Consider the following 25659-nt stretch of genomic DNA (forward strand, 5'->3'; position numbering starts at 1 on the left):
ATGAACTTCTTCTCAAGACGATGCGGGAGATAGCCGGGGCGCTGGGGGCGCGCGTCCAGGGCGACGACTGTGAGTACTACGACGAGTAAACGCTGTCCGCCCGCAGCAGGAACGGCCACCGCGTGATGCGTACCTGGGCACTGGAGACCCCCAGCGCTACTTCCTCATCTACGGCACACAAGTCCCCGGTAACCATCCTTCTCCGGACTGCGAGGGGTGGAAGGCGGCGGAGAGTAGATGGCGGATCTCCGGGACGGTCGGTGTTACGGGCTCGAGGCTGTGGAGACGTCCTGGGTACGGTCGTGGACGTGAACGTGTAGACCGGCCGGCAGAAACAGCCGTGTCGCGCCACGCAGTTGCTGCAGCAGCCGGGCCCCGGTTCCGCAACCCGGGCCGCCAGGAAGGAGCGGGCACACTCGTCCCCGCTCTGTCTGTTTCCTGTGGTTGCTGATGTAGCGTCAGCGCTCATGAACAGAATCATGTACGGGACAAACCCCCGGTGGATCGGGGCGGTCGGCGCGTTTCTGGCCCTGCTGCTCTCGGCGGTCACCCTCTCCGTGGCTCATCCGGCGGCGGCCGCCTCCGTCCTGGCCCCGATCGACCCCAGCGGGTTCACGATGCGGGCGGGAGACTTCACGAACCGCGGCGCCGCGATCCAGCAGATCGAGGCGTCGGGGAGCGTCTCCGTGCGCACCTCGCCCGACCAGGTGCTCGCCGACGGCGGTCACGCCGGTCGGGCGGCACTGTGCCACGACACCAACCTCGACGGCTCACTGAAGTACGACGGTTTCTGCTGGGACCAGGCCGACGACACCTCCGCCGTCTGGACGCCCCAGGGACTGACCGGTTCGCACGACGCCCAGCCGAGCGGCACCTGGAACGGGCACTATCTCTACATCGCCTCCTGGCACTACACCGACAACGACTATGCGCGGATCACCATCGCTGAGTCGACCGGCACCTCGGTCACCTACCAGCACGTGTTGCTGGTCGACCCGTACTCCACCGGCAGCGGCCACACCTTCCGCCCGGTGGGCGGGGCCGGCGACCGGTCCGGGATGGACGTGCTGAGCGGCCATGCGGACGGTGTCACCTGGTACGGCAACAAGCTCTTCGTCGCCACCGGGCACCAGATGCAGGTCTACGACCTGCGGCACCTGTGGAAGATGAGCGACACCTCCACCGACCAGGTCGGCATCCTGGGCAACGGCAAGTCCTCGGCCCGCTACCACAACTGGGCGCTGCCCATGGTCGGCATCTACTTCACCGGCAACACGGGTGACCCCTGCGACGCCACGCGGCCGTGCCTGACCTCGCTCAGCCTGGACCGCACATCTTCACCGGACGCCCTGGTCACCTCGCAGATCGCCACCAAGGGCGGTGGGCCGCTGATCCGTTGGCCGCTGAACGCGAGCACGGCGCTCCCGGACACCGACACCGCGAACGACTACACCGGGACCGTCACGGCCATCGGTGCCTACACCGTGCCGATCTGGAAGGTGCAGGGAGCCGCCACGGACGGCACCTATTACTACTTCAGCGGAGAGTGCCCCGAGACGGCGGGCACCACCGACTCCGACGTGCCGTACTGCATCCACCGGGCGCTGCCGGGCGCCGCGCCGCACGTCCTCACCCATGCCCCGCCGCTGACCCAGAACCTCTCCTACGCCCCGTCGTCCGGACGCCTGTGGGGGCTCAACGAGCGGGAGAACACCACCACCGGGAAGCGAGTGGTCTTCTCCCTGGTACCACCCGCCTGAGGACAGCCGGGTACACCCCCGTCGAGCACACGAAGGCGGATTCCCCCTGGTCGCGCTGGCCGAGGGCAAGGAGCATGGCCACCGTGCCGGCCCACCACGGCTCCGTGGCCACTCGCTCGGCGCCCACGCCCTGACCGCGACACAGAGGGTGGTCAACGGCCTGCTGATGATGCGCGAGACCCGCAAGGTCGCGGCTGCTCCGGCAACACCCGCCCCGCAGCCCGCCTAGGGCGCGGATCGGGTCGTGATCAATCCGTGGGTTCCCCCGTTCCAGGCCCTGGCCCGGTAAGCCGTCGTGCGTGACGCGCGCGCAACTGACGGACGAAGAATGCGAGTTCATCGAGCCGCACCTGCCGATCAGGGAGTACGGCCCGCACCCCAAGACCCTGCGGCAGCAGTTCGAGGGCGTGACCGGGCGGTTCCGGACCGGCGGGCAGTGGCGGGAGATACCGAGCGAGTTCGGCGTCTCAACCGCTTCCGCCAGTGGCGTGACGTCGGCGTGTTCGATGCCCTGCTGGAGGACCTGATCGCGGAGACGGCGAAGCGGGACGAGGCGGATCTGTCCCTGGTCGGCATCGACTCCACCACCGCACGCGCCCACCACGACGCCGTCGGGATGTTCACGCCCGCGTACGGCAGGTCATCGACGAAGTACACCCCGAACTCGGGCGTAGCTCCGCCCGACCGGTGCGTATCGTGACGCACAGCCTGGGTGGCGTCATCGCCGTTGACATGGCCACCGCCACGGTACCCTGAGCGGTCCCGCCGGTGCGGGGCAAGGGCGGCCGGCCCCGGTGCCGCCCGGGCGTCGTTCCCGGTGACATACGATCAGGCTCCCTTCGAGCGAGAGGGTGGTTTGTTCATGCCCGTGCCGAGCCTGCTCGCGGTTTTCGCTCATCCGGACGACGAGTCGTTGTCGGCCGGGGGAGTGCTCGCCCGCCACGCAGCTGCGGGGGCGCGGACCGCTGTCGTCACGGCCACCTGGGCCGCGGACACCCCGCGGGCTGCGGAGCTCGCCGAGGCACTGCGGATCCTCGGCGCCGGCACGCCACGGATGCTCGGCTACGCCGATGCACGTGTACCCGAGTCGGCCCCGGGCTGCGCGCGGTTCTGCGATGCGCCACTCGACGAGGTGGTGCGCCGGTTGGTGGCGCACGTCCGTGACTTCCGCCCGGACATCATGGTCACCCATGACGCATACGGCGGGCTGCCCGGTCACCCAGATCACGTGCACACCCACCGGGTGACCATGCTCGCAGCGCAAGCGGCTGGACTTGGACAGCTCTACCCGGAGGCCGGTGCCCCCTGGCAGCCGCGTGCCCTCTACCTGGCCACGCACCCGCACTCGGCCGTGCCGGCGCTGAGAGACGTGATCGGCGCGCGCAGGGCGGTGTACAGCGTTCGGGACGAACAGGTCACCGCAACTGTCGATGTCCGCTCTTGGCTGGAGAAGAAGATTGCCGCGGTGCTGGCGCATCGCTCCCAGGTGGAACGGGGAGCCCTGCCTGGGGTGATTGCCAGCCTTCCGCCGGATGCGCGGGAGCGGCTGTTCGCCACCGAGTGGTACATCCGTCACGCTCCCATGACTGCGGCACCGGCCCAGACGGAACTGACCGCCTGACCACGCGGATCATTCGTGAGGAAGGCGGCCACGCCTTGCCGGTGGCGGCGTCGCGTCCCTGGCAACCTCAGCGAAAGCAGATTGCCTCCATCTTGGTTTCCCTGGACGATCTGGGCGGGACGATGGGCCGGGCGGCGGCGGCGAACGCTGACTGACGTACGGCTGGGCGCATCGTAGGCGCGCTGACGATGGGGGCGGAATGGGGGTCGCGAGGGCGACGGTCCGTGCGGTGAACGGGCTGACCGCGCGGTGGGCGGGTGTCTTGGAGGGCGGCACGGCGTTCTCGGCGGCGGGGGTGTGGCCGCTGCTGGCCCACCTGGCCGACGGGGCTGAGGGTGCGGCGCGGGCCGAGCTGGCGGAGGCTCTCGGGTTGCCCGCCGGGCAAGCGGCGGGGGCCGCACGCGCATTGCTCGCCGCAATGAGCGCCATGGGGGGACTGGACACGGCCCTGGGGCTGTGGACGAAGCGCACGCTCAAGCTGCGGGACGAGTGGGAGGCGGGCCTGCCGGCCGACGCTCACGGGGTACTCACCGGGGACCCTGCGGCCGACCACCGGGCGCTGGACGCCTGGACCGTGAAGCGAACCGGCGGGCTGATCGACCGAATGCCGGTCACGCTGGACGAGAACACCGAGATGGTGCTGGCGAGCGCGCTGGCCCTACGTACGAAGTGGCTGAGCCCATTCCATGAGGTGGAGTTGGAGACGGCGTACGAGCCCTGGGCCACCGAGCCGCGGCTGGGTCTGTGGCGCTCCAGTGCCGTGCTGGACCGTATCGGGGTGGCGGACACGCCCGGCGGACACGTCACCGAGCTGAAGGTGCTGGGGAACAACGCCCTGGACGTGCACCTGTTGCTCGGCGAGGAGGGCATGACGCCGGGGCGGGTTCTCGGGGCGGGGGTCGACATCCTCGCCGGCCGGCACGCGGTCGTTCCAGGGCCGCAGTTGCCCTACGGGAACGTGGGACCCGGCCTGCGGGCGGAGAAGGTGCGCTGCACGCGGCCAGAGCCGCCGTCGCTGGACGTGACAACCGTGGCGTACGACATGGCGGCGGGCCACGATCTGCTGAAGCTGCACCGGTTGTTCGGGCTCACCACGGCGCGGGACGCCTCTCGCGGGCACTTCCCCGGCGTCAGCGGCTTCCCGCTCGCCATCGGGTCGGCCGAGCAGAGCACGAGGGCGAAGTTCGGCGCGTTGGGTTTCGAGGCCGCCGCGGTGACGGCGTTCGGCGCAGTGGGCGGGGGCGTGCCCGACCTCCGCTACGTCACCACCAGGATCAGCGCCGCCTTCGACCGGCCCTTCGGCTTCCTTGCCCTGCACCGCCACACGCGGCTGGTGCTGGCGGCCGGCTGGGTCACCGATCCGCTGCCGTCCCCCGAGTACGAGTGGGAGGACGAGCCGTGATTCCGCAATGCCTCGCCGATGGGTCCCTGTCCGACCCGGCGACGAGATCCACGGACAGGGCTCGCCCTTCACGCGGAGCGGATTACGCGCGCCGGGTCTGGCACCCGGATGCCGCACGCAAAGGATGACAGACGATTGCCGCGGCTGCTCGAACGCCGGCCGGTCCCGCTCCCACACCACCGGCTCGCCGTTCATGCGGGCGACCACGCCTGTCTTCAACGGCCCTCTTCGAGGCGGTGTGCAAGGTGGAGCAGATCTGCCAGGCGCAGCACCCGTCCGTCGAATCCTGGGAGAGGAACATGGAGCGGCTGGGTCCAGTGGGCGGGGATTGCATCCAGCCCGTAGTACGCCCCCGCGAGGCCTCCGGTCACGGCGGCGACGGTGTCCGTGTCACCGCCGAGGTCGATCGCCGCGCGTATCGCGTCTTCGAAGCTGGTGGTGGTGCGCAGGGCCCAGACGGCGGAGCCCAGGCAGGGCCAGACGGCACCGTTGAACTCGGTCGCCTGATCGGGGTGCCAGTCGGGCGCGAGGACGGTGGCGTAGCGGCCGCGGTGGTCGGGGTGGACGAGGGCCAGGATGTCCGGGAGCGCGGCGAGGGGATCGGTGTCCTCGAACGTGACGCGGATGAGTTCGTGGAAGATCGCGGTGCCTTCCCAGGCCGTGCGGTCACCGTGGGTGAGGGCGGCGATGCGGCGGGCCGCGTCCATGGTGGCTTCTTGGCCGGCGGCCGCGAAGTGGACCGCGGAGGTCGATGCCCGCATCAAGGAGCCGTTTCCCGCTGCTCGTTGGTTGACCTGGAAATGGATTGCGGCGGCGAGGTCCCAGGGCATGCCGTTGGTCAGGACGTCTTCGGTCTGCAAGCCGATGTCCTTCGGTTCTGAGGCTGCCCACCGCTGGAAGCGGGCGAAAATGTCCGGCAGATCCAGTCCGCCCCGCTCCAGGAGCGACTCCGCGACCAGGACGGCCATCTGCGTGTCGTCAGTGGCCTCGCCGGGGTCCCAGCCACCGCCTCCGCACATCTCGCCACCGGCACCAGGCGCGGGAAACCGCGCGGAGAACGCTCCCTGGGGACCGAACTCGAAGGGGCCGCCCAGGGCGTCACCCACCGCTGAGCCGACGACGGCGCCAGCGGCCCGCTGAATCCGCTCCATCCGCGCAGGTTATCCGTGCCGCACCGACGGCCGCTCGGCCTTATTCCTTTTCGGCTCTCCGAACCATCGGCGACGAACGCCTCTTGTCTACGGAGGCGCGCTGCCTGAGACGCTCTGGGTCTGAGACACCCGTACAGGTCGCACAACACCGTCCAGCGCGGTCGCGTCCGGTAGCTCACGGTCCCAGCCACGATCTCGGGAATCGACGCTGCCATCTCGGTGCCGCACCTGGAGCGCAGCGCGACCCGACCCGCGTCGACGGAGAGCAGCGCCCTGAAGCCTTCGTTCTCCAGACTTTGACGTGTGTCGTGAGACGTGAGACATGAGACATGGTGGTGCGCGTCGCTGGCTCGCCTTGCAGATGGATGGGACTGTGTTCGTCGCCAGCGAAGACGACCGTGGGCCATGCCTGCGGCTGCGAGGGTATGTGCATGAATACGACACCGGATGGACGACCTATCCCGCCCGCGCATGCCGACGAGCGCGCCATGCTGGAAGCATGGCTGGACTTTCACCGTGCGACGCTCGCCCTGAAGTGTTCGGGCCTCAAAGACGATCAATTACGGATTGCTGCAGCGTCACCCTCGTCGATGACGCTGCTCGGGCTCGTTCAGCACATGGCTGAAGTGGAGCGCAACTGGTTCCAGCGTGTATTCGCAGGTCAGGATGTGGCGCCGGTTTTCGAGGAGAGCAACCTCGACGGTTTCAGGCTTCAGCCGGAACGAGGACTGGATGAGGCGATGAATGCCTGGCAATCGGAGATCGCCCGGGGCCGCGAACTGATTGCCGACGCATCGCTGGACGACGACGGGCGCCTGCCCGAACAGGAAGCGGGTCACATCGGCGACCAGGGAGTCTCCCTGCGCTGGATCATGGTGCACATGATCGAGGAGTACGCACGTCACAACGGTCATGCCGATCTCATCAGAGAACAGATCGACGGAGCTACTGGCGCATGAGATGTGCTAGTCCCGCATCAGGCAACGTTTGCCCTGACGGTACGGTCGGGGCATGGATGTCAGCGGCCAGCCAACTCTTGATGAGATCGAAGATCGCTTCGTTGAGCTTGTTCGCGAGTCGGCTGTCCCGGGACGAGGCTGACCGCTGGGCGGCGAGGTGGGTGCTAGAGGACGGAATCGTCTGGGACGACCTGTCCTGGTGGCGCTGAACTGCCTCTGCCAAATCGATCGCGAGCCTGGAACGCCTCGCCGCCTTGGCGGGCCGGGAGGCCGCCTGTACGGCGGAGGCTGCGGACGCCGCCGCTGGCAGCGAGGAGGCCGTCCACCAAGGCTCGAAGTCCCTCGAGTAGATATCCTGCAGCGGCTCGCCCGGCCGGTCGGCCTGCTGTCACCGGACATGCCGACCGGCACACACCGACAGGAACCGACTGATCGGTGAAAGCGCGCTTGCGGCACTCTGCTTGGATACGGGGGATGACGACGAGTTCTCCTGTGCCCCGCACAGACGACGCCGATTCCGACCGCCTGAGGGCCCTCCTGGAACGTGCTGCCACGGGCCGGGACAGTCAGGCCTGGAGCGACCTCTGGACGGAGCTCTTCCACAACGGCTCTCTGGATGTCGCCCATCCGCTAGTTCTTCGCACGCTGGCCGACATGGCGCAGGCCGACAGAGCCGACACGGCCGCTACTGCCCTGCACCTAGCCGGTGCCCTTCTCGTCCAGGCCGACCAGCGGTACGAGACCCGGAAGCTGCGGCACCAATACGCGCCGGAAGTCGCACGCCTCCTGGGCGCCGCAAACCGGTGGCGACCGCTCACCGCCGACCGGAACGACTACTGCTATCTGATTGAGGCGGTCCTGAACCTGGAAGGCGACATCCACTGGGCGGAGGACCTGATTTGGGGCCTCGTCAGCGAGGAGTACGAGCTCGAGTGCCCCGCTCCTGACGGGTGCGCGTCGCTGTGGATGATCATCGGAGAGCGGGGCTTCTTCAGCGCGGCGGAAGATTACGCCCTCACCGACGACGTCGAGACCTTCCCTCTCCATCCGGCCGACCCCCGCGCCCTGGAAGGTCTCGGCCGGCGCCTCTACGACCTTGCCCTGGCAGACGGTCACCAGGAAGTGGCGCGCGCCTTGACTTATGCCTTCGGCGAGGCTACCTGTCCGGAGTGCGAGCAGCGTTTCTCCGTCGTGGGGCAGGTCATTGCCTGTTCCAGCTGAAAACCGCGCTGGGTCGTGAGGTTTTGAACCCCTGAGCCCTTCGTCCCAAAGCAACTTGGCTGGGCGCTCGATCTTGGACGAGTGCGCTTCTCACCTGCGGCGACAGCCCACGGGCGTTCGTGGTTGTCCGCTGTGTGTGGGCGTTGTCACGCAGTTAGGCACTCGCCTTCCCACTGGGCGGTGTCGTGGGCCCGCGCGCCACGCGCTGTTCGGTCAGGAGCTCAGGCCGCTGCTCGATTTTGGCTGTGGGTGCCGAACACGCACTCGGTGGAGTCTCAATGGGCGAGTCAAGCGCTGTCATGGGTCGTCAGGGGCGCTGTAGGTCCTCAGAGTGGGCATTGGCTGCTGCCACGTACCGGCCAGTTCTCCGAGGGCCTCGCGTGCCAACTGGCGGACTGCGAGCCATCCTGCGTCGGTCGTCAGCGCCTCATACGTCCACCTGGCGGCGTGCTCAGGCCCGCTCATCGCGTCGAGGATCGCGTCAATGTGTGAGAGGCGCGACGCCATGACGGCACCGATACGGCCGGTCTCGGTAAGCACCAGGATCGCTCCCCTGGCGTTTTCATAGTCCAAGGCCAGGTCGTCGGTTTCGAGGCGGTACCTGTCGAGCCACGCGATCTGATCCTCGGCATCTGCGGCGAGCGTCGTGAGGGTCGAGATCAGGTACTTCGATGCGCTTGTTTCGGACAGCCTCTGCTCGTTCATTCCCCTCCCATCGGCGATCATTGGACCATGCGGTTGGCGGAGTCTTGACGCGCTAGTCAGAACTTCGCCTGCTGTCATGCGTCGTCGGCGGCGTCCTTGGCAAGCAGGGCCAAGGCGTCGTTGTGGAACCGGCGTTGGCGCTGACTCGTCGGCGCCGGGTGCCGGTCGCTTTGTCGCAGCCTGCTGACATGATCGTCCGAACAGTGCGGACGCGAGGGCGGGTATGGACCTGACGGTGGACCAGGTGGCACGGCAGATCACGGCGGAGGTCGCCGCCCAGGCGCCGGAGGGCTGGACGGAGTGCGTGCTGCGGGGGCACGCGAGCCGGAGGGGCGTCGGCCTGTCCGGCGGCGGGTACGTGGTGCCGAGCCGTCCGGGCTTCTTCTCCGGGATGCCGTTCCCGCACCAGAGCCTCGCCTCACTGGCGTCCTGGTTCCGTGACACCCACGGCTGGGAGGCCATCGTCCTGGAGTTGACCTGCCGCCCGTCGGGCGCCTTCGAGCTGGTGGTGTTCAGGGACACGCTGCAGCCCGGGGGCGGCCCCGAGGACGGCTGGACACTGACCATCGATCCCGGCTTCCAACCGTCCGAACCGGGCGCGGCCGACGGCGCAGAACCGTCCGAGCTGCGCCAGGCCGGGGACCCGGCGGAGGCGGTCGAGCGGTTGCGGGCCGTACTCCGGCAGCAGGCCGAACGCTTCGGCGTAAAAACGGAGATGCCACCGCCCGTCACCGAGGCTCAGCTCGTCGCCGCCGAGCGCCACCTCGGCCGACCGCTGCCCGCGGACCTGCGGGCGCTCTACCTGGAGACAGACGGGGATGGCGGCAGCGAGGCGCTGGCCGGATACTGCTGGCTGCCGCTCGACGGGGCCATGGCCGAGCGCGACGACTACATCGGAGTGCCGACCTGGTTCGGCTGGAAGCTCGGCTGGCGTCAGGTGATCTTCGACGCCGACCCGCCGAACACCGTGCGCCGTTGCTCGGGGCATCCGGGCTGGCTTCCGTTCGCCACTTGGTTCGACGGCAACTTCCTTGCCGTAGACCTCGCGCCTGCCGCAGACGGCCGCCCCGGCCAGGTGATCGAGGTCGGCCGCGACTTCAACGACGGCCCGCGCTATGTCGCTTCCTCGGTCACCGCCTGGCTCGGCCAGGCTCTGGGCCGGCCCGATCCACACGCCCCGCAGGAGTCCGGCGACGGCCCTCGCCAGTTGGTGGTCTCAGCCCTGGACGAGCGGCTTGCGCCGGGTGTCCAGGCGATCCATCTCAATGACGCCCCGTCGCCCGTCGACCTCGGCCCGCTCTCCGCCACCCCGCGCCTGCGGCGCCTGCATCTCAACCGATGCGCCACCACCGACCTGTCACCCGTGGCACTACTCCCCGTCGAGGACCTGGCCATCGACCTCGCTCCCGAGGCCGACCTCATCCCGCTCGCCGGTCACCCGCACCTCGCCTCGCTCGCCGTCGGCTCCGAGACCCCGATCGACCTCGCTCCGCTGCGCACCCTCCCTGCGCTGCGCTCTCTCGACCTGTCCCGTTGCCCCACGCCGGACTTGGCGTTGCTGGCCGATCTCCCCGGCCTGCGCTACCTCGCCCTCTCCGGCACCCAGTGGACAGCCCTGATCACCGCCGGCCGCCTGCCCGCCCACCTTGCCGCCGCTCGCCTGGCCGGAGCCCCGCCCCTCACCGCCGCCCTCGACCTGCTTGCCGCCCTCGGCGTCGACACCTCCACCGCCTACCGCTTCTCCGGCACCGTCGAGGACGCCTCCTAACGCTGTGACCACATCGGTCTACCACGTTGGTGCCGACGCACCCTCGGCCGGCTGGATGTCGTGAGGCGTTCAACCCGGAAGGGGACGATGGCAGAGCCGGTCAGAATCCGCAGGCGCACGGACCAGGAAGGGCAGCAGTTACAGGGGATCGTGCGCCAACCCGATCGAGGCCCCCTTCGGATCCGGCGGCAGTTCATCGTCGCCGACTCGAGCCACCGCAACCACGCCACCCGGACCCGGGTCCTGCAGACCTACCTGCGCTGGCGTAATCAGAACGCCCGGTACCGCGACATCCTCGCCGCGGGCAACGGAAGGAGCGTGCTCGCCTCTGCAGCGGGAGGGGGCGCCGCTTGACCTTGCCGCTGGCGGCAGGGTTGAACGATGACCGGCATGGACAGCAGCACCGCACCTCACATCAGCAGGATCGTCGCCGTCACCGGGGCCGGCACCGGGATCGGCCGGGCGACCGCCCGGGCCTTCGCCGCGGAGGGCGCCCACGTCCTCGCCATCGGCCGACGGGCCGAACCGCTCAGCGAGACCGCCGCCGGGCACGACCGAATCACCCCGTTGGCTGCCGACATCACTGCCGACGGCGGGCCCGAGCTGATCGTCCGGACCGCGCTGGAGATGCACGGCCGGTTGGACGTGCTGGTCAACAATGCCGGCATCGTGCACAGTGGCGCCCTCGGCGCACTCACGCCGGAGATGATCACGTCCCAGCTTGCCACCAACCTAACCGCACCCATCCTGCTGGCCCAGGCCGCGCTGCCGTCCCTGGAGGCGTCCGGCGGAGTGATCGTCAACGTGAGTACGTCGGTGGGGCAGCGGGCCTGGCCGGGCAGCTCGGTCTACGCAGCGACCAAGACCGCGCTGGAGCTGCTGACGCGCAGTTGGGCGGTCGAGCTGGCACCGCGCAGGGTCCGAGTGGTGGCGGTCGCGCCCGGCGCGATCGACACCCCGATCGGCGAGCATCAGGGACTGACACCGGAGCGGATGGCCGCAGTACGGGAGTGGCAGCTGGCGCACACGCCGCTGGGCCGGATCGGCCGACCTGAGGAGGTGGCCTGGGCGATCACCCAGCTTGCCGCACCAGCCGCGTCGTTCGTCACCGGGGTAGTACTCCCGGTCGACGGTGGGGCGGTCGTGGCGTGATAGGAGTTGTACCCGGGAGGGTGGAGCACGTGCAGATCGGTGAGCTGGCCAAGGCAACCGGGGCGACCGCCCGTGCGCTGCGGCACTACGAGCAGGCGGGGTTGATCTCTTCGGAGCGGGCCCCCAACGGTTACCGCGTCTATGACGAGCGGGCGGTGGTGCGGGTCCGCAACATTCGCTACCTCCTGGCCGCCGGGCTCACCCTGGACGACGCGCAGGTCTTCCTGCCATGTCTAAACGCAGACGTGACCACGGCGCCGCCGTCCGACAAGGGCATCCGGGTCGCAGTGGAGCGACTGGCGGTCCTCAACGAACGCATCGCCGCCCAGACCGCGGTCCGGGACCGCCTCCAGGCCGCACTGCGCCAGGCAACCAGTGACCGGATCCGGCCAGTGGCCTGAGCGCCCGCCGCACAACAGCGGAGCCCCTCAAAGCCCGCTGTGGCCACATGCCGTGACTGCAGACCCTCACTCATTGAGGGATGCGCGACTGCGATGACGCGAGATCGTCAGTTCCGAGGCGCCGGGGCTGCCTTCGGCGCCCCAAGGTGTTGCCGAAACTCACCACATTCAGCCCCCCCCGAACCGTGCTTACTCCGCTACTTGGCTGCCTTGCCGCACTGCGGGCTTGAGGAGTGGGTGGAAGGGCGTTGCGGATGTCCTGCAGTGCTGCCCCACGGTGGTCTTCGCGCAGACCACAGCGGATGCGCCTGGTGCGCAGGTCGGGGACGAACGAGTCCAGGACGACGCGGCGGAAGCGGCGGCGCTGGGCGGGGGTGAGGTGCTGGAGGTCGACGGTGAAGCGAGGGAGTGTCTCGTACGGGGGCACGGTGTCCTCCGGGCAGCACGACCGAAGCCCCCGGCGCGTGCCGGGGGCTGATGGGTGGTCGTCCGTATAGGCCGGTGTGTGGTGCTCATTGGTGTCGGTCGGGTGGTTGTCCGGGTGTTGCCGGAGAGCGATGACACTGGCTCGTCGGCCGGAGCCGCTTCCCGCCTGGCGGGACGTGCGGCTGATCGTCCTTTCACCGCAGGTCAGAGCCGTGTGGCGTGGTCTCCGTGATGGATATCCAGCTGATCACCGCCGGGCAGATGTACCGCTACTTTCCCTGTCAAGTCAGTGTGTTCAGATGCGACCGCTCGGGGCGGGGCGGTAGGCGCGGGGAGCCTCTGCCGAGGACACGGTGCGGTCAGAGCCGTGGCATGAGTGGTTACGGGGGTCTTGTTCAGGTGATGCTTTCGAAGAATGCACGGCACTCAGTAACGGCTTGTCGCGCGAGGGTCAAGGCGTCCATCTGTCCTCGGCTCCATCGGGATCGCGCGACTTCACTGTGAATTCCGCTCGCCGGGCGGGCCGGGGGCGACGTAAACCTCGACAGTTTATCGACGAGTGGGGTGTTGCCCTTGTTGAAGACGTCGCTTGCGAGCTTGATCGCGGTGTGCTGATCCCTGATCTTCAGGACCGTGTCGGGCAGGACGACTAATTCGCTTGCCGCTGGGGTGGCGGACGGGTTGAGTGACGGCTATGAACCTGACACAGGCGGCCGAGCGGCTCGGGTTGGGGCAGTTGCTGGATGCCCCGCTGCTGCTCAAGGATGACGAGCAGAGCCCGGTGTGGAAGGCCGTTACTGACTCCGGCTCATGGGTGGTGAAGATCGCCCAGCCCTGGGGTGACTTCTGGCTGCCCATGGCTGCCCAGGCAGGGGCGCTTGAAGCCGCCGCGTGGGAGAGCGGTGTCGCGATGCCCGAGCCGCAATCGACGACTCTGGGAGAAGCGGGTCTGTGGCGACCGATCGGGGACGGTGCCTACGCCCGTGCGGTGCGCTTCGTCGAGGGCGCGCATCCCACCGCGCCGACGTCCGAACCGTTGGCGGCATGGGCCGGCGGGCTCGTCGCAGACCTTGCACGGTGCGCGATTCCAGCCGACCCGACAGTCCACGGCGACTACCGGTCGAACTCCCAGGAAGAGTGGGAGGAATGGTTCGCTCAGGCCGAACGCCTCGAGGTCCTCAGCGCCGAGCATGTCCGCATCCTCAAGCTTTCGCTGGAGAAGGCCGAGGCCATGATCGAAGATCAGCAGGACTTGTGGCGATCCAAGGTGGTCATGCACCGCGACATCCGGCACCAGAACATTCTGACCGGCTCCGGTGGACCGGTGCTGTTGGACTTCGATGCCGCCGGGGCGCAGGACCCGTGGTGGGAGCTGGTCTTCACCGCTTTCCATCTCGCCGGCTTCGGCCGGCGGTTGGAAGTGCCCGAGCGCCGTATCGTCGAAGCCTGCCTGTCCGGGTATGTCGCTGCGGGAGGGGCGGTCGGGGCGGTCGATGAGTCGGCGTTCACCGGCATGTTCGCCGGACGCGTGGGAGCGGCGGCCTGGCAGCTGTGGATGGCCTGCGGCCACCGGGGCGGGAGTCCGGAGTACCAGGCCGGATTCGCTCAGACACTCAGGGAGTCGGTGAAGGCGATGGCCATGATGCTCAAGGCCATGCCGACCTGGGCCACCTGGCTCAAGGCGTAAGCGGGGACGCTGGGCAAGGCGCCGTCGACAGCCGATCTCACGATGCAGGGCGGCGGCCCGGTCGGAGACGTCCTGGTGTCGTCGTCGCATGCCACCCCACCCGGAATCCTGAAGGGTCGTTCGCCGAGCGCGACCGGGCCCGGGCCCGGCGGCAGATGGCGCACGGCGATTGCCACGGCCTCGTGCGCCGTAGCGAACCGGCCGAGGTCGTCGCTGGCGAGGCTCCTGCCGACCGCGTACGTGCCGTCGCTGTTCGCGAGCAGGCATGGTCCGACGACGGTCAGGCGCGGGCGGGTGGTGGTCGAGAAGCGCAGCGCCCAGTGGCTCGTAAACGAGTAGAGGGCCCGCAGCGCCGGCTCGGCGTGCGCCGCCTCGATCAGGGCCTGGTACGTCTTCTGCCAGGCGTACTCCAGTTCGCCTGCCTCCTGGCGCATGCTCTGCCACTCGGATTCCGTCAACCCCGCGGGATCGTTGTCGGGAACCTCGAACCGCCCGGTCAGGTGCACGACGGGTGAACACCCGGCGGATGTCGTCCAGCGCCGCCCCGTCGTGCCACGCCCGGGCGGCCCTGGCGGCCTGAGCCAGTTCGTCCGTCACGCCGTCGATGAGGGGCATGCCCTGGAAGGGCTCCGTGCCCCGGATCGACCACCGCCGCTCGTGCCGCCACGCGCTGATCGCAGCGGCTCGCGGTGCGGCAGGGTGCTTGCGACGGTCGCGTGGAGCAGCGGGGCGGAATCCAAGGGCGTTACGGGGACAGCACCGAGCCGGCCCTCTGCCCGGAGCGCTGCGGCGAGGCTGTCGCAGGCCGCGACGTCGGGGTACAGGACGGCGGGATCAGCAGTCGTGGGCACGGCTCCCGACTGTGCCCGAGCCGCCGATTCCCGGACAGGCGGCCCGGCCGGTCACGGAAAAGCCGCTGAGAAGCCCTCGGTAGTCCGGCCACACGACTCCCTGCGCTCAACTGGCCAAGTACACGCTCAGCGGCCAGATAGAACGCTCAGGCACAACGTGTCCCCAGCTCCGTCTGTGCCGGCGCGGCACGTTCGGTCAAGTGCCGTTGATGATGCGGTCGAGCAGCGCTCGCGCCTCCGCGGTGCGGCGGTGGTCCCGGCCGAAGGCGGCCAGGCAGGCGTCGTGCGCAGCCGCGGCCCGGGTGCGGGCCTCGGTACCGCGCCCCAGCCCCAGGAAGGCGGTGGCCACGGCCAGCTCCACCGCGCCGGTCTCCGGCCGGCGCTGCCCCTCGGGCAGGCTGCGATGCTGCTCGTCGGCGCGCTCAGCCTCGGCGAGAGCCTCCTCGTAGCGGTCCTGTCCGTTGAGGCTGCGGGCCAGGCCGAGCCGCAGGACCAGGGTGAACCGCGCCGGTACGCCAGGGGCGGTGAGCGCCTCGCGGGCGAGCGTTTCAGCCTCCCGGTGGCGGCCCTGCGCGTTGAGGGCGTAGATCAGTCCGTTGTGGGCGGCCGCCGCTATGAGCGGCATCTCCGGCCCCGTGCCGCGCATCGCGGCCCGGGCAACGGCCGCACACTCCGCCTCACATTCGGCGTGCTGGTCAAGCGCGCTCAGCGCCGTCTGGGCGCGGTCCGAGCGCAGTTTCAGCGTCAGCGGGTGTTCGGCGCCGAAGACCCTGCCGAAGACCGGCAGAACTGCGTCGTATGTGGCGAGGGCCTCGGCGTGGCGGCCCTGGGCGCTCGCCGCGAGAGCGGCGATGCTCAGCGCCAACGGCGCGTGCGGGTCGTCGCGAGGCCGGGACCGGGCCGCGGCCACGGCGCGGGCTTCGGCCTCCGCCTCGGCATAGCGCCCGGCTTCGTACAGGGCCATGACCGGTGGCAAGGGCGATCTCGTCCTCCGCCCGACGTCGTTTCGGCCGCGCGGCCAGAAGAATCTCATGCCCGGAGCATACGGACGCTGCGCACGCGTGCTCGAGGAGAGCTGACCAACGGGGCCCGCGGAGGCCAGGCGGGCAGTGCCAACTCGTAACACACCGGCGTGCGGCAAGTCGTTGAACCATACGTTGAGTGCCAGAGGGGCCAACTGAGATGCAGGCTGGCCAACTGAAGCACTCAGTGGCCGCCATGAGGCGGCTCCGTCGCGTCGGCTTGGCCAGAAAATCGAGCAAGTGGCCTAATTTGGGGCATGGAACATGCCCTCTCTGCCCGCGATCTGATCGAGCTCCAGGTGGACTGGCAGCGCACGTACGCGGCGCTTGCCGTGCCGCGCCCGGTACACACCACGGCACTGCGCCGCCGCCTGCAGGCCCTGTCCGGCCGGCTGCTGTTCCACCCGTACTGGTCCGGCCCGGGCCGTATGCCGGCGGCACGGGTGGAGCTGCGCCGTCAGGCCCGCGCCCTGGAACGGATGCCGTGACGACGCACCTGGTCCGCCTCCGGTTCGAGGCCGACGGCCAGGCGGTCACCGGGGAGTGGGCCGATGGGGCGACCGCCCGCCGTACCTGGCGCGACTGGGTCGGGCTGTACGGCAGCGACGAGGAGGTCGTCATCCGGCTCACCGAGGACTCCGAGGGCGAGCGGGTGCTGATGGCGTGGGAGCGGGGGCGCGTCGTCGAGACCAGCTCGGACGGCGGTCACCGGTCCGAGAGCTAGTGGGTCTTCGTGCCTTCGGCTGAGCCGCCCCCGCCGGAAGTTCGGGTGATCTTGCCCGACGGGCAGAAGTTCTCCGGGGCACCGCGAGCGTGCGGTTCGACTTGACACAGCTCAGAAGCGGTCTGGACGACCATAGCGGGTGCAGCACTTGTGGTGCATGAATGCGCTCCATGACTCACCGGGACGAGGGGGACCGTTAACCGATCGCCGTCGCCTTGCTCGGCGCCTGGTACCGCTTGGCGGCGGTGACGGACGCGGCCTGGTCACCGTCACGAGCCGCTGGTCCTGACGTCAGTTGTCCTGCCGCCGTCGACTGCGGCAATCCGTGGGCTGCTCGCCGCGACCGTCCTGAGTCGCGCCGTCTGGGTCACGGCCGCGATCGCCCGTGCGCCACGGCGCCAGGCGCACCAGGCCAGAGCCCTGATCAGTCACTGTCGCCGACGAGGCGACCCACTGCCACATGATCGCGGAATGTGGTACCGGCGCGCAGGCGGGTGATGTCCTGGACGGGTGGCAGTCCGTAGAAGGCCCGGTATTCGCGGCTGAACTGGGTCGCGCTGGTGTATCCCACGGTGTGGGCGACCTGGGCGGCGGTGGCGTCGCCGGCCAGCAGTCGGCGCCTGGCCGATAGCAGCCGCAGATGTTTCTGATAGCGCAGCGGGCTCATACCGGTGGCAGCCTTGAAACGGCGGTGCAGGGTCGCCGGGCTCATACCGGCCTCGGCGGCGAGCTGGTCGATGCTCACCGGTTCGGCAAAGCGGTCGCCGAGCCAGGTGATGACGCCGCGGATCCGAGTGCTCGGGGCTGCCGCGGCCTGGCGCAGCGCCGGACCGAGCGGGCCGGTCAGCAGCCGGTAGATGATCTCGCTTTCGACGCGCGGCGCCAGGGCCGGAATGTCAGCGGGGGCATCCAGCAGGCGCACCAGGCGGGTCACGGCGTCGATCAATTCAGCGGGCATGTCGGCCGTGACCCGCCAGGCGGGCTCGGCAGCCGGGGGCGGCGCGGCGGGACCGAGTTCCAGCAGCAGTTCGGTAAGGATCTGATTGTCCAGGGCCAGGACCGCCGAGCGGTAGGGCACCTGTTCAAAGATGGCGGTGACCGGCAGTTGCACAGTATTCAGCAGCACCTGGCCGCCGGGCACGCTCCAGCTTTGCGAGCCGGCGACGGTGTGCTTGGCGCCGGCGGCGATGAAGCTCACCATCGGCTCATAGAGCAGACGGCTGGGCGGCAGCAACTCGTCGGTCGCGACCAGCGACAGCCGGGGCACTGCGGTGGTGGTCCACGGGCCGTCGCGGTGGTCGGTGATCGCCTGCGCGAGACGGTCCAGCATACGGTTCCCTCGACTGCTCAGTCCGCGTTCCACACGCTGCCCATGGTGAGACGATCAGGCAATCATACGCGATTGTTGCCCAATGACCTGCGGATACGTGGACCCCTAGCGTCAGGGGCATGAACGCACAGCACGATACAGAGCACGCCATGCCGGTCCGCTCGCTCGGTTCGCAGGGCTTGACCTCTTCAGCGCTGGGCCTGGGCACGATGGGCATGACCATGGGATACGGCCCGGCCGACCCTGATGGCGGGATCGCCGCCATCCGCCGCGCTTTCGAGCTCGGCGTCACTCACTTCGACACCGCCGAACTGTACGGGCTGGGCAGCGGCACGAGCGAGCAACTGCTCGGGCGGGCGGTCAAGGACTTCCGCGACGAGGTGGTCCTGGCCACCAAGTTCGGCTACGACCTCACCGACATGAGCCGCTTCGGCCGCGCCTTCGACAGCCGACCCGAGCGCATCCGCGCGGTCGTAGAGGCAAGCCTGCGGCACCTGAGCACTGACCACATCGATGTCCTCTACCAACACCGGGTCGACCCGAACGTGCCGATCGAGGACGTCGCCGGCACCGTCGGCGAGCTCGTGGCCGAAGGCAAGGTGCGCTTCTTCGGCCTGTCCGAAGCCGGCCCGGACACCATCCGCCGCGCCCACGCCGTCCACCCGGTGTCCGTCCTGCAGACCGAGTACTCGCTGTTCGAACGCTCCGTCGAGGCCGAGGTGCTGCCGACAGTCCGCGAGCTGGGCATCGGCTTCGTCGCCTGCTCCCCGCTCGGCCGCGGCTTCCTGACCGGGACAGCAACGCCTGCCGCCGACTACCCGCCGAACGACATGCGCGCCCACGACGCGCGCTGGCAGCCCGGCAACTACGAAACCAACCAGGCACTGGTCCGTGACCTGGGAGCGATCGCCGAGTGGAAGGGCTGCACAGTGGCCCAGGTGGCGCTCGGCTGGCTGCTGGCCCAAGGCAAGGACATCGTGCCGATCCCGGGCACCCGCAGTGCACAGCGCGTGGCCGAGAACGTCGCCGCCACGCACCTCACCTTCACCCCCGAAGGGCTGGATCTGATCGGCTCGCTCCTGCCGAACGGCGCGGCCGGCGACCGCTACCCCGCGCCGATGATGCCCGCCTGGTAACACCGGGCCGCCACAATGACGTGACAGCAAGAGGTGGGCGGACGGACGCACGTCTTCCGGGCTCGCCCGGGTGTCAGAGGGCCGCCGGCACTGCTTCAGGCCAGGAGAGTCGCCACCGGCCGGACTACAGAGAGTGCGGAGCCCGACCCACCGGTCAGGGACGTTGGTTCAGGGCCCGAGCGAAGTTCTCCAACACCGCCAACCGGCCCGGCCTGCCGTGGTTCGACGCCATCCCCGCCACCTGGGACGAGAGCCGGACCCTCGACGGGGCGATCGGCCAGTACGTCGCGGTCGCCCGCCGCAAGGGCGCCACCTGGTACCTGGGCGCGATGACCAACGAGTCGGCCCGGACGCTGTCGCTCCCGCTGTCCTTCCTCGGCAGCGGCATCTGGACGGCGACGGTCTACGCCGACGGCACACCCGGCACCTACGCCTACCAGACCCCGGTCGTGGTGAGCACCCGGACCGTCACCTCGGCGACCGTGCTCAGCGTGCCATGGCCCCCTCGGGCGGCCAGGCGGTGCTGCTGAAGCCGAGCTGATGAAGGGGTGCCGGCGCTCTCCCAGGGAGAGCGCCGGCACCCCGGTTCCAGTTCAGTTCGTCACGCGGAAGGTCGCATCGCTGCGGGCCGTGGCGGTGGTGATCGGGTCGAGCTTCAGGTAGTAGGCGTAGTGGCGGATGTACCGGTCGGGGTAGTTGTAGGACTGGAACGACGACCAGGTCGAGTCGGCGAGTCCGGGGACCTGACGGAAGGTGGCGTCCGCGGCGAACTGACTGCTGCCGTCGTTGTAGGCCAGCTCGAAGTCGTAGTTGGTGTGGCGCAGGAAGTATCCGGGGTAGTTCACCGACTCGAAGGAGACGGTGCCGGAGCCCGCCAGGCCGGTCCTCAGCCGGAACTTGGCGTCGTCGCTGGTGACGTTCTGGTCGATGCGCACGTCGAAGTTGGTGTGCCGTACGTACCGGTCCTGGAAGTTGTACGACTGGAGCCGGTTGGCCGGGGTGTTGGGCCAGCGGGCGAGCACGCGGCTCTCCTCGGCGGCCGTCAGGTTCATGATCCAGCCGTGGCGCTTCTTGGTGCCGCCCATGTTGTAGCTGGTGGACGCCGGCTTCTGGTAGGCGGCGGGGTTGGACGGGTCGGTCGTCACGACCGGCATGTAGCCGCCGTTGGTGGCGTACTGGTCGAGGTAGAGGCCCCACTTGTTGGTGCCGTTGAACTTCATCCACATCGGGCCCTCGACCTGGGAGCCGGTCAGGCCGATGCCGGAGAGGTCACCGAGCCGGGTCCAGGTCCCCAGGATGGAGTTGCTGCCCTCGAGGGTGATCTGCCCGTCGCCGGAGGCCCGCACGTAGCGGTAGTTGCCCACTCCGGAGGGCACCTCGATGATCTGGGTGTCGATGATCTCCTGGGTGCCGGGGCGGTCGATGTAGATCTGCGGGGAGGTGATGGTGCGGAAGTCGCTGGTGCGGGCGTAGAAGATGCGGTGCTTCGTCGCGCCGTTGAAGGGCACGTTCGTCGCCCAGTACAGGATGTAGCCGTTGGTCTCGGGGTCCCAGATCGCCTCGGGCGCCCAGGCGTTGCGGCCGTCGGGGATCGCGCCGGCGACGTTGAGCAGCCACGGCTTCGACCAGGTGACGAGGTCCGTGGACTCCCACACCACCAGGTTGCGGCTGCCGTTGTTGATGGCGGTGTCCCAGTTCTGCCCGCAGCTGATGCACAGGTCGGTGGCGATGATCCAGTACTTGCTGCCGTCGGGGGATCTCACGAACGCGGGGTCGCGCACCCCTTGTGTACCGACCGTGGAGCGCAGGACCATGCCGCCGCCGTTGAGGTCGTTCCAGTGCAGGCCGTCCGTGCTGTGCGAGAGGTACATCTGCTGATTGGTCGCCCCCTCCCCGGTGAAGTGCACCATCAGGTAGCCCGGATCAGCGGCGGCCGCGCGTTCCGGTGTGGTCAGGACTTGCCCTGTGCAGAGCAGGCAGGCGGCGACGAGTATCGCCGCCAGCCGGGAGAGAAGCGTGCGCATCTACGTTTCCTGTCTTTCTGCAGGTGCCTCAATCGAGGGGGTTCAGCCGTGGCAGAAGGGAACCGATGACCCATCGTTCGATATTTAGAAAGCCCTTCGGAAAATCGTCCAGACGCTATAGGGCTGGCAAAAAGAGTGTCAAGACGTCGGGGTGGTCGACCGTCAGGTAAAACGTCCGCGCAGGTCATTGGTGTTCGGTATATCGGATGTCGTCCGAAAGGTATTGACGCCGACTCGTATCCCAATTCACACTCACGCAGCGCAATGTCATTCGGCGGCACGTCAGCACCTCGGCCAAGACCGCGAGCCGCCCTCTCAGGCATGTCTTCATCACGGGGATGTGAACCCATGCACAGCGTGAGACCTCAGAACCGCCGAAGATTCCGGCGGGGCGCCGCCGCCGTCGTGGTCGCCGCCGCGCTCCTGGCGGGTACGGTCGGTCTGTCAGCTCCCGCCCAGGCAGCGGATGTCACCGACGGTCTGGCGCTCTGGTACAAACTCGACGCGACCTCGGGCACCGTGGCAGTGGACTCCTCGGGCAACGGCCGCAACGGAACCGTCAACGGCACCGCGGGCTGGTCGGGCACAGGGGAGGGACTGACGTTCAACGGCTCCGACACCTACATCAAGGTGCCGGACAACATCATGAGCGGCATGAACTCCATCACCGTCTCGATGGATGTGCAGATCGACGCCGCCCAGGCCACGCCCTACTTCCTCTATGGCTTCGGCAACACCAGCAACGGCGCCGGCAACGGGTACCTCTTCACCACCGGCGACACCTTCCGGACCGCCATCACCTCCGGGGCCCCGTCCACCGAGCAGAACACCCGGACCTCCACCGCGCTGCCGCGCTCGGTCTGGAAGCACGTCACCTACACCCAGACCGGCACCACGGGAGTCCTCTACAGGGACGGCGTGGAGGTGGCCCGCAACACGTCGGTCACCCTCACCCCCGGTTCCATCGGGTCCGGTACCACCACGGCCGACTACATCGGCAAGTCCCTCTTCACCAATGACAAGCTCTTCAAGGGCAAGATGCGCGACTTCCGCGTCTACAACCGCGCGCTGACGCCCGCCGAGGTCCTCATGGTCAGCGGGAACACCACGGGCATCGCCACGGTCACCGACCCCTCACTGAAGATCGCCGCCCTCATCGACGACGCCGACAGCAGGATCACCCTGCCGATGAAGGAGGGCATCGACCTCACCGCGCTCGCCCCGCAGTTCACCCTCGCCCAGGGCTCGTCGATCAGCCCGGCCTCCGGCACCCCGCGCGACTTCACCAACCCCGTGACGTACCAGGTGACCGGCTCCGACGGGACGAAGCGCACCTGGACGGTCTCCGCGCAGATCATGAGGAGCCCGGTCCTGCCGGGGCTCACCGCCGACCCGAACATCGTCCGCTTCGGCGACACGTACTACATCTACCCGACCACGGACGGCTTCGCGGGCTGGAGCGGTACGCAGTTCAAGGCGTACTCGTCCAAGGACCTGGTCCACTGGACTGACCACGGCGTCATCCTCGACCTCGGTCCCGACATCGGCTGGGCCGACAGCCGGGCCTGGGCCCCGACGGCGACCGCGAAGAACGGGAAGTACTACCTCTACTACTCCGCCGACACCAGCATCGGTGTCGCGGTCTCCGACTCGCCCACCGGTCCCTTCAAGGACCCCCTGGGAAAGCCGCTGATCGCCCGCGGCGCCTATGCCGGCCAGATGATCGACCCGGACGTCTTCACCGACGACGACGGCCAGTCCTACCTCTACTTCGGAAACGGTCACGCCTACGTGGTCCCGCTGAACGACGACATGGTCTCGTTCGACGCCTCGAAGGTCACCGAGATCACTCCCAGCGGCTACAACGAGGGCTCCTTCGTCATCAAGCGCAAGGGCACCTACTACCTCATGTGGTCGGAGAACGACACGCGCGACGAGAACTACCGGGTCGCCTACGCCACCGGCACTTCGCCCACCGGGCCCTGGACCAAGCGGGGCGTGATCCTGGAGAAGGACCTTTCGCTCGGTATCAAGGGCACCGGCCACCACTCCGTGGTGCAGGTGCCGGGCACCGACGACTGGTACATCGCCTACCACCGCTTCGCCATCCCCGGCGGTGACGGCACCCACCGAGAAACCACCATCGACAAGCTCACGTTCGACACCGACGGCCTGATCAAGAAGGTCGTCCCCACCCTGAGCAGCATCGACCCCGTCTCGGACGGCACCACCCTGCCCACGAACACCACCCGCTCGCTCCGGTCCGTCAACTTCCCCGGTCGTTACGCCGTCGTGCGCTCGGACAGCCTCGGCTACCTCGACCCGGTGACGTCCTCCAGCACCACGGCGGTCAAGCAGAGCGCCACCTTCACCGTCGTCCCCGGCCTGGCCGACGGAAGCTGCTACTCGTTCCGTGACTCCTCCGGTCGCTATCTGCGCCACAAGGACTTCCGGATCCGCGCCGACGCGAGCAACGGCACGGCGCTCTTCAACAAGGACGCCACCTACTGCGCCCGGCCCGGTTCGGCCACCGGCTCGGTCAGCCTGGAATCGTACAACTACCCCGGCCGCTACATCCGCCACTACAACTACGAACTGCGCCTTGACACCTACCAGGACAACGCCACCTTCCGCGCCGACAGTTACTTCACACCGGTGAGCCCCTGGGCCTGACCGCCGTGCGGCTCGTACAGCGGGGTGCGGTCGACGATGTAGGCGGTGTCCTTACGCGGCCGACGGGCGGCGAGATCGCCAGCAGCGGTGCCAGGTGGTCGACGATGCGGTCGGCTGCGGACTTGGAGATCCCGAATAGCGGCGCCACCTGCCGCAATGTGAGGTTGGTTCGCCCGTACGTGGCCAAAAGCGGCTGATCTCCCTCGGGCCGGCGTTTTCCGGGCTGGTCGGCGGGTGACGGCGTAATCCGCGTGATGGCGGGTGACGTGCAGGGCAGAGGGCTGGCCGCGGTAGAGGCGGCCGCCGTGGTGCTCGGCACGTTCCGGGAGTCGGCGTACAGAGAGCCCGAGCTGACGGGGTTCCCCGCCAGTCTGGAGCGCAGCCTGGCGCGGGGGAGTCGCCGGTCTCCTGATCGCCTCGGGTACTGGTGGCCGTCGCCGGGCCGGGGCGGTCGAGACTGTGACGGTGCCTGTCGCGAAGGCCCCTATCGGGACACGTCCCCGGCCCGGCGGCAGCAAGCGCCGCTCCGAATGAGTGACCGACAGATCAAATTCCAAGGCACGAGGCCAGTCATAGCGCGAGTCAGGCCACCGCTCGGAGCGGCGCCCGATCATCTTCACAGTCATAGCGCACCTTGCTCCGCGGGACGCCGCCCAGCGACTGCAGCGCGTGGACGTGCCCTTCGAAGAAGGCTTCCTGGCCGCAAGAGGCGAAGACGCTCCTCTGCACTTCAATCGGTCGGTGCACGGCGGGTGCTTGCCGTGCCTGCGGAGCGCCCAAGCCTGTCCTACTGGGTCGAGCTCCGCGCCCTCGGGTCCGCTTCCCCTGCCAGCACCTCAGCTTGACGGCGAGCGGGGAAAGCGGTCGCCTAGGACGAAGGCGGCGGGCCAGGTCTCGCTCAGTGGCGTGGACGAGCTGCGGCAGGACGGGGACCAGAGTGCGGGTGCGCTGCTGCATCCGTGCCTGCCGGTGCCGGGTTTCCTTGATGTAGCCGCGGATGTCCGCCTCGCTGATCGGGCAGGGTGCGGCCCAGGTCGCCCAGCGGGCAGGGTCTTCCATCGCCCACTGTGAGAGGTCCAGGTAGAAGGTGCGGACGGCCAGGAACACGGCGTGGGCGGTGCGGCGCGGTCGCCCGTCGGGCAGGACCCGGACGCGTTGCTTCCATGCCTGGGCCACCTCGTCAGGCAGATTGAGCGAGGAGATCGCGGGATGGTGGCGTTGCAGGTCGCCCCAGAACAGGTCGGCCAGCATCTGGGCGTGATTGACCAGGGAGCCGTAGTCCAGACTGCGGATCACTCGGCGATGTAGTGGACGAGCACGTGCGGACCGCGCCGTTGGCGATCGGGTGGCGGTCGATCAGCTCGGCGGGGGTGAGCTGGCCGCGGGCTGGGCCTCGCGCAGGGTCGGTGGAGAGTCCTTCAGACCGCCGATGGAGTGGAGGATGTCGTAGGCGAATCCCGTCGATCACCGGCTTGTAGGGATCCAGCGCTGTGGGCCGCGGCGGCAGCCTCTTCCGTGGCTCCGCCAGGCCGAGTCCACCGCCTTGCGGACCGTTCGCCACGACACAGCGGGGCGTGATCGTGCGGTGCGGATGTACCGGGCCTCCCACCCCCGCAGATCGAGAAGCTCGCTGTCGACCTCGGCGA

At 68.8% G+C, this 25659-nt stretch carries 24 protein-coding genes and 1 pseudogene; 17 read left to right on the forward strand and 8 right to left on the reverse strand.

Annotated elements, in window-relative coordinates:
* The first annotated feature begins 467 nt into the window (after nt 1-467).
* The 5 genes from C3488_RS13220 to C3488_RS13245 all read left to right on the forward strand — a co-directional run bounded on the left by C3488_RS13220 (nt 468) and on the right by C3488_RS13245 (nt 4783).
* A complete protein-coding gene (locus C3488_RS13220) occupies nt 468-1760 on the forward strand; it encodes a hypothetical protein (RefSeq protein WP_258053396.1) in 1293 nt (430 codons plus the stop codon).
* Nucleotides 1761-2059: 299 nt separating this feature from the next.
* On the forward strand, nt 2060-2287 hold the full coding sequence (locus C3488_RS13230; RefSeq protein ID WP_181138999.1) for a transposase: 228 nt from the start codon (nt 2060-2062) through the stop codon (nt 2285-2287).
* Nucleotides 2260-2460 carry a hypothetical protein gene (locus tag C3488_RS42555; protein WP_103839589.1) on the forward strand — a complete coding sequence of 67 codons (201 nt, stop codon included), beginning with the start codon at nt 2260-2262 and terminating at the stop codon, nt 2458-2460. The genes C3488_RS13230 and C3488_RS42555 overlap by 28 nt, the downstream gene beginning before the upstream one ends.
* Nucleotides 2461-2622: 162 nt before the next feature.
* Complete coding sequence (locus C3488_RS13240) at nt 2623-3381, forward strand: PIG-L family deacetylase (protein WP_103839615.1); 759 nt, start codon at nt 2623-2625, stop codon at nt 3379-3381.
* 199 nt (nt 3382-3580) lie between these two features.
* Nucleotides 3581-4783 (forward strand): serpin family protein, encoded by a 1203-nt coding sequence (locus C3488_RS13245; protein ID WP_103839590.1) that lies wholly within the window; start codon nt 3581-3583, stop codon nt 4781-4783.
* A gap of 215 nt (nt 4784-4998) precedes the next feature.
* On the opposite strand, the gene C3488_RS13250 is transcribed toward C3488_RS13245, so the two are convergent.
* Complete coding sequence (locus tag C3488_RS13250) at nt 4999-5934, reverse strand: ADP-ribosylglycohydrolase family protein (protein WP_103839591.1); 936 nt, start codon at nt 5932-5934, stop codon at nt 4999-5001.
* Nucleotides 5935-6365: 431 nt separating this feature from the next.
* Between C3488_RS13250 and C3488_RS13255 the strand changes: the two genes are divergently transcribed.
* Complete coding sequence (locus C3488_RS13255; RefSeq protein WP_103839616.1) at nt 6366-6893, forward strand: DinB family protein; 528 nt, start codon at nt 6366-6368, stop codon at nt 6891-6893.
* 654 nt (nt 6894-7547) lie between these two features.
* Nucleotides 7548-8114, forward strand: coding sequence for a hypothetical protein (locus C3488_RS13260; protein ID WP_146067859.1), 567 nt, complete (start codon nt 7548-7550; stop codon nt 8112-8114).
* Nucleotides 8115-8411: 297 nt separating this feature from the next.
* Here C3488_RS13260 and C3488_RS13265 read toward each other — a convergent pair whose 3' ends face one another.
* Entirely contained in the window at nt 8412-8840 is a 429-nt protein-coding gene (locus C3488_RS13265; protein ID WP_146067860.1) for a hypothetical protein, read from the reverse strand.
* Between the two features lie 202 nt (nt 8841-9042).
* On the opposite strand from C3488_RS13265, the gene C3488_RS13270 reads away from it, so the two are divergent.
* The 5 genes from C3488_RS13270 to C3488_RS13295 all read left to right on the forward strand — a co-directional run bounded on the left by C3488_RS13270 (nt 9043) and on the right by C3488_RS13295 (nt 14253).
* Complete coding sequence (locus C3488_RS13270; protein WP_103839594.1) at nt 9043-10587, forward strand: SMI1/KNR4 family protein; 1545 nt, start codon at nt 9043-9045, stop codon at nt 10585-10587.
* An 87-nt stretch (nt 10588-10674) separates the two neighbouring features.
* Nucleotides 10675-10941 (forward strand): hypothetical protein, encoded by a 267-nt coding sequence (locus tag C3488_RS40480; RefSeq protein ID WP_181139000.1) that lies wholly within the window; start codon nt 10675-10677, stop codon nt 10939-10941.
* Between the two features lie 27 nt (nt 10942-10968).
* The gene (locus tag C3488_RS13280; protein WP_103839595.1) at nt 10969-11739 is read left to right on the forward strand and encodes an SDR family NAD(P)-dependent oxidoreductase; all 771 of its coding nucleotides are present in this window, start codon (nt 10969-10971) and stop codon (nt 11737-11739) included.
* A gap of 29 nt (nt 11740-11768) precedes the next feature.
* Nucleotides 11769-12140, forward strand: a complete 372-nt coding sequence (locus C3488_RS13285; RefSeq protein ID WP_103839617.1) for a MerR family transcriptional regulator — start codon at nt 11769-11771, stop codon at nt 12138-12140.
* 1120 nt (nt 12141-13260) lie between these two features.
* On the forward strand, nt 13261-14253 hold the full coding sequence (locus tag C3488_RS13295; RefSeq protein ID WP_103839597.1) for an aminoglycoside phosphotransferase family protein: 993 nt from the start codon (nt 13261-13263) through the stop codon (nt 14251-14253).
* Here C3488_RS13295 and C3488_RS41525 read toward each other — a convergent pair.
* Both C3488_RS41525 and C3488_RS13305 read right to left on the reverse strand, forming a co-directional pair.
* Complete coding sequence (locus C3488_RS41525) at nt 14172-14759, reverse strand: DUF6193 family natural product biosynthesis protein (RefSeq protein ID WP_258053397.1); 588 nt, start codon at nt 14757-14759, stop codon at nt 14172-14174. The genes C3488_RS13295 and C3488_RS41525 overlap by 82 nt on opposite strands.
* Before the next feature lie 541 nt (nt 14760-15300).
* Nucleotides 15301-16068, reverse strand: a complete 768-nt coding sequence (locus C3488_RS13305; RefSeq protein WP_258053398.1) for a tetratricopeptide repeat protein — start codon at nt 16066-16068, stop codon at nt 15301-15303.
* A gap of 315 nt (nt 16069-16383) precedes the next feature.
* Between C3488_RS13305 and C3488_RS13310 the strand changes: the two genes are divergently transcribed.
* Nucleotides 16384-16614: a hypothetical protein gene (locus C3488_RS13310; protein ID WP_103839599.1), complete on the forward strand. Its 231-nt coding sequence runs from the start codon at nt 16384-16386 to the stop codon at nt 16612-16614.
* Nucleotides 16611-16850, forward strand: a complete 240-nt coding sequence (locus C3488_RS13315; protein ID WP_103839600.1) for a hypothetical protein — start codon at nt 16611-16613, stop codon at nt 16848-16850. The genes C3488_RS13310 and C3488_RS13315 overlap by 4 nt, the downstream gene beginning before the upstream one ends.
* A 424-nt stretch (nt 16851-17274) precedes the next feature.
* Here the strand turns inward: C3488_RS13315 and C3488_RS13320 are convergent, their stop codons facing one another.
* Nucleotides 17275-18180, reverse strand: a complete 906-nt coding sequence (locus tag C3488_RS13320) for an AraC family transcriptional regulator (protein ID WP_103839601.1) — start codon at nt 18178-18180, stop codon at nt 17275-17277.
* A gap of 119 nt (nt 18181-18299) precedes the next feature.
* Here C3488_RS13320 and C3488_RS13325 point away from each other — a divergent pair, with 119 nt between their 5' ends.
* A complete protein-coding gene (locus C3488_RS13325) occupies nt 18300-19316 on the forward strand; it encodes an aldo/keto reductase (protein WP_258053399.1) in 1017 nt (338 codons plus the stop codon).
* 20 nt (nt 19317-19336) lie between these two features.
* Complete coding sequence (locus C3488_RS13330; RefSeq protein WP_258053400.1) at nt 19337-19846, forward strand: glycoside hydrolase family 97 C-terminal domain-containing protein; 510 nt, start codon at nt 19337-19339, stop codon at nt 19844-19846.
* 63 nt (nt 19847-19909) lie between these two features.
* Here C3488_RS13330 and C3488_RS13335 read toward each other — a convergent pair whose 3' ends face one another.
* The gene (locus C3488_RS13335) at nt 19910-21340 is read right to left on the reverse strand and encodes a glycoside hydrolase family 43 protein (protein ID WP_103839603.1); all 1431 of its coding nucleotides are present in this window, start codon (nt 21338-21340) and stop codon (nt 19910-19912) included.
* 357 nt (nt 21341-21697) lie between these two features.
* Here C3488_RS13335 and C3488_RS13340 point away from each other — a divergent pair, with 357 nt between their 5' ends.
* On the forward strand, nt 21698-24013 hold the full coding sequence (locus C3488_RS13340; protein WP_374955414.1) for a family 43 glycosylhydrolase: 2316 nt from the start codon (nt 21698-21700) through the stop codon (nt 24011-24013).
* A 23-nt stretch (nt 24014-24036) separates the two neighbouring features.
* Here the strand turns inward: C3488_RS13340 and C3488_RS13345 are convergent.
* Both C3488_RS13345 and C3488_RS13350 read right to left on the reverse strand, forming a co-directional pair.
* A pseudogene (locus C3488_RS13345) lies at nt 24037-24203 on the reverse strand (transposase family protein); the annotation flags it as partial.
* 392 nt (nt 24204-24595) lie between these two features.
* On the reverse strand, nt 24596-25309 hold the full coding sequence (locus C3488_RS13350) for a hypothetical protein (RefSeq protein ID WP_181139001.1): 714 nt from the start codon (nt 25307-25309) through the stop codon (nt 24596-24598).
* Nucleotides 25310-25659 lie beyond the last annotated feature (350 nt).

The organism is Streptomyces sp. Ru72 (genome assembly GCF_002920635.1).
Taxonomy (GTDB): Bacteria; Actinomycetota; Actinomycetes; order Streptomycetales; family Streptomycetaceae; genus Streptomyces.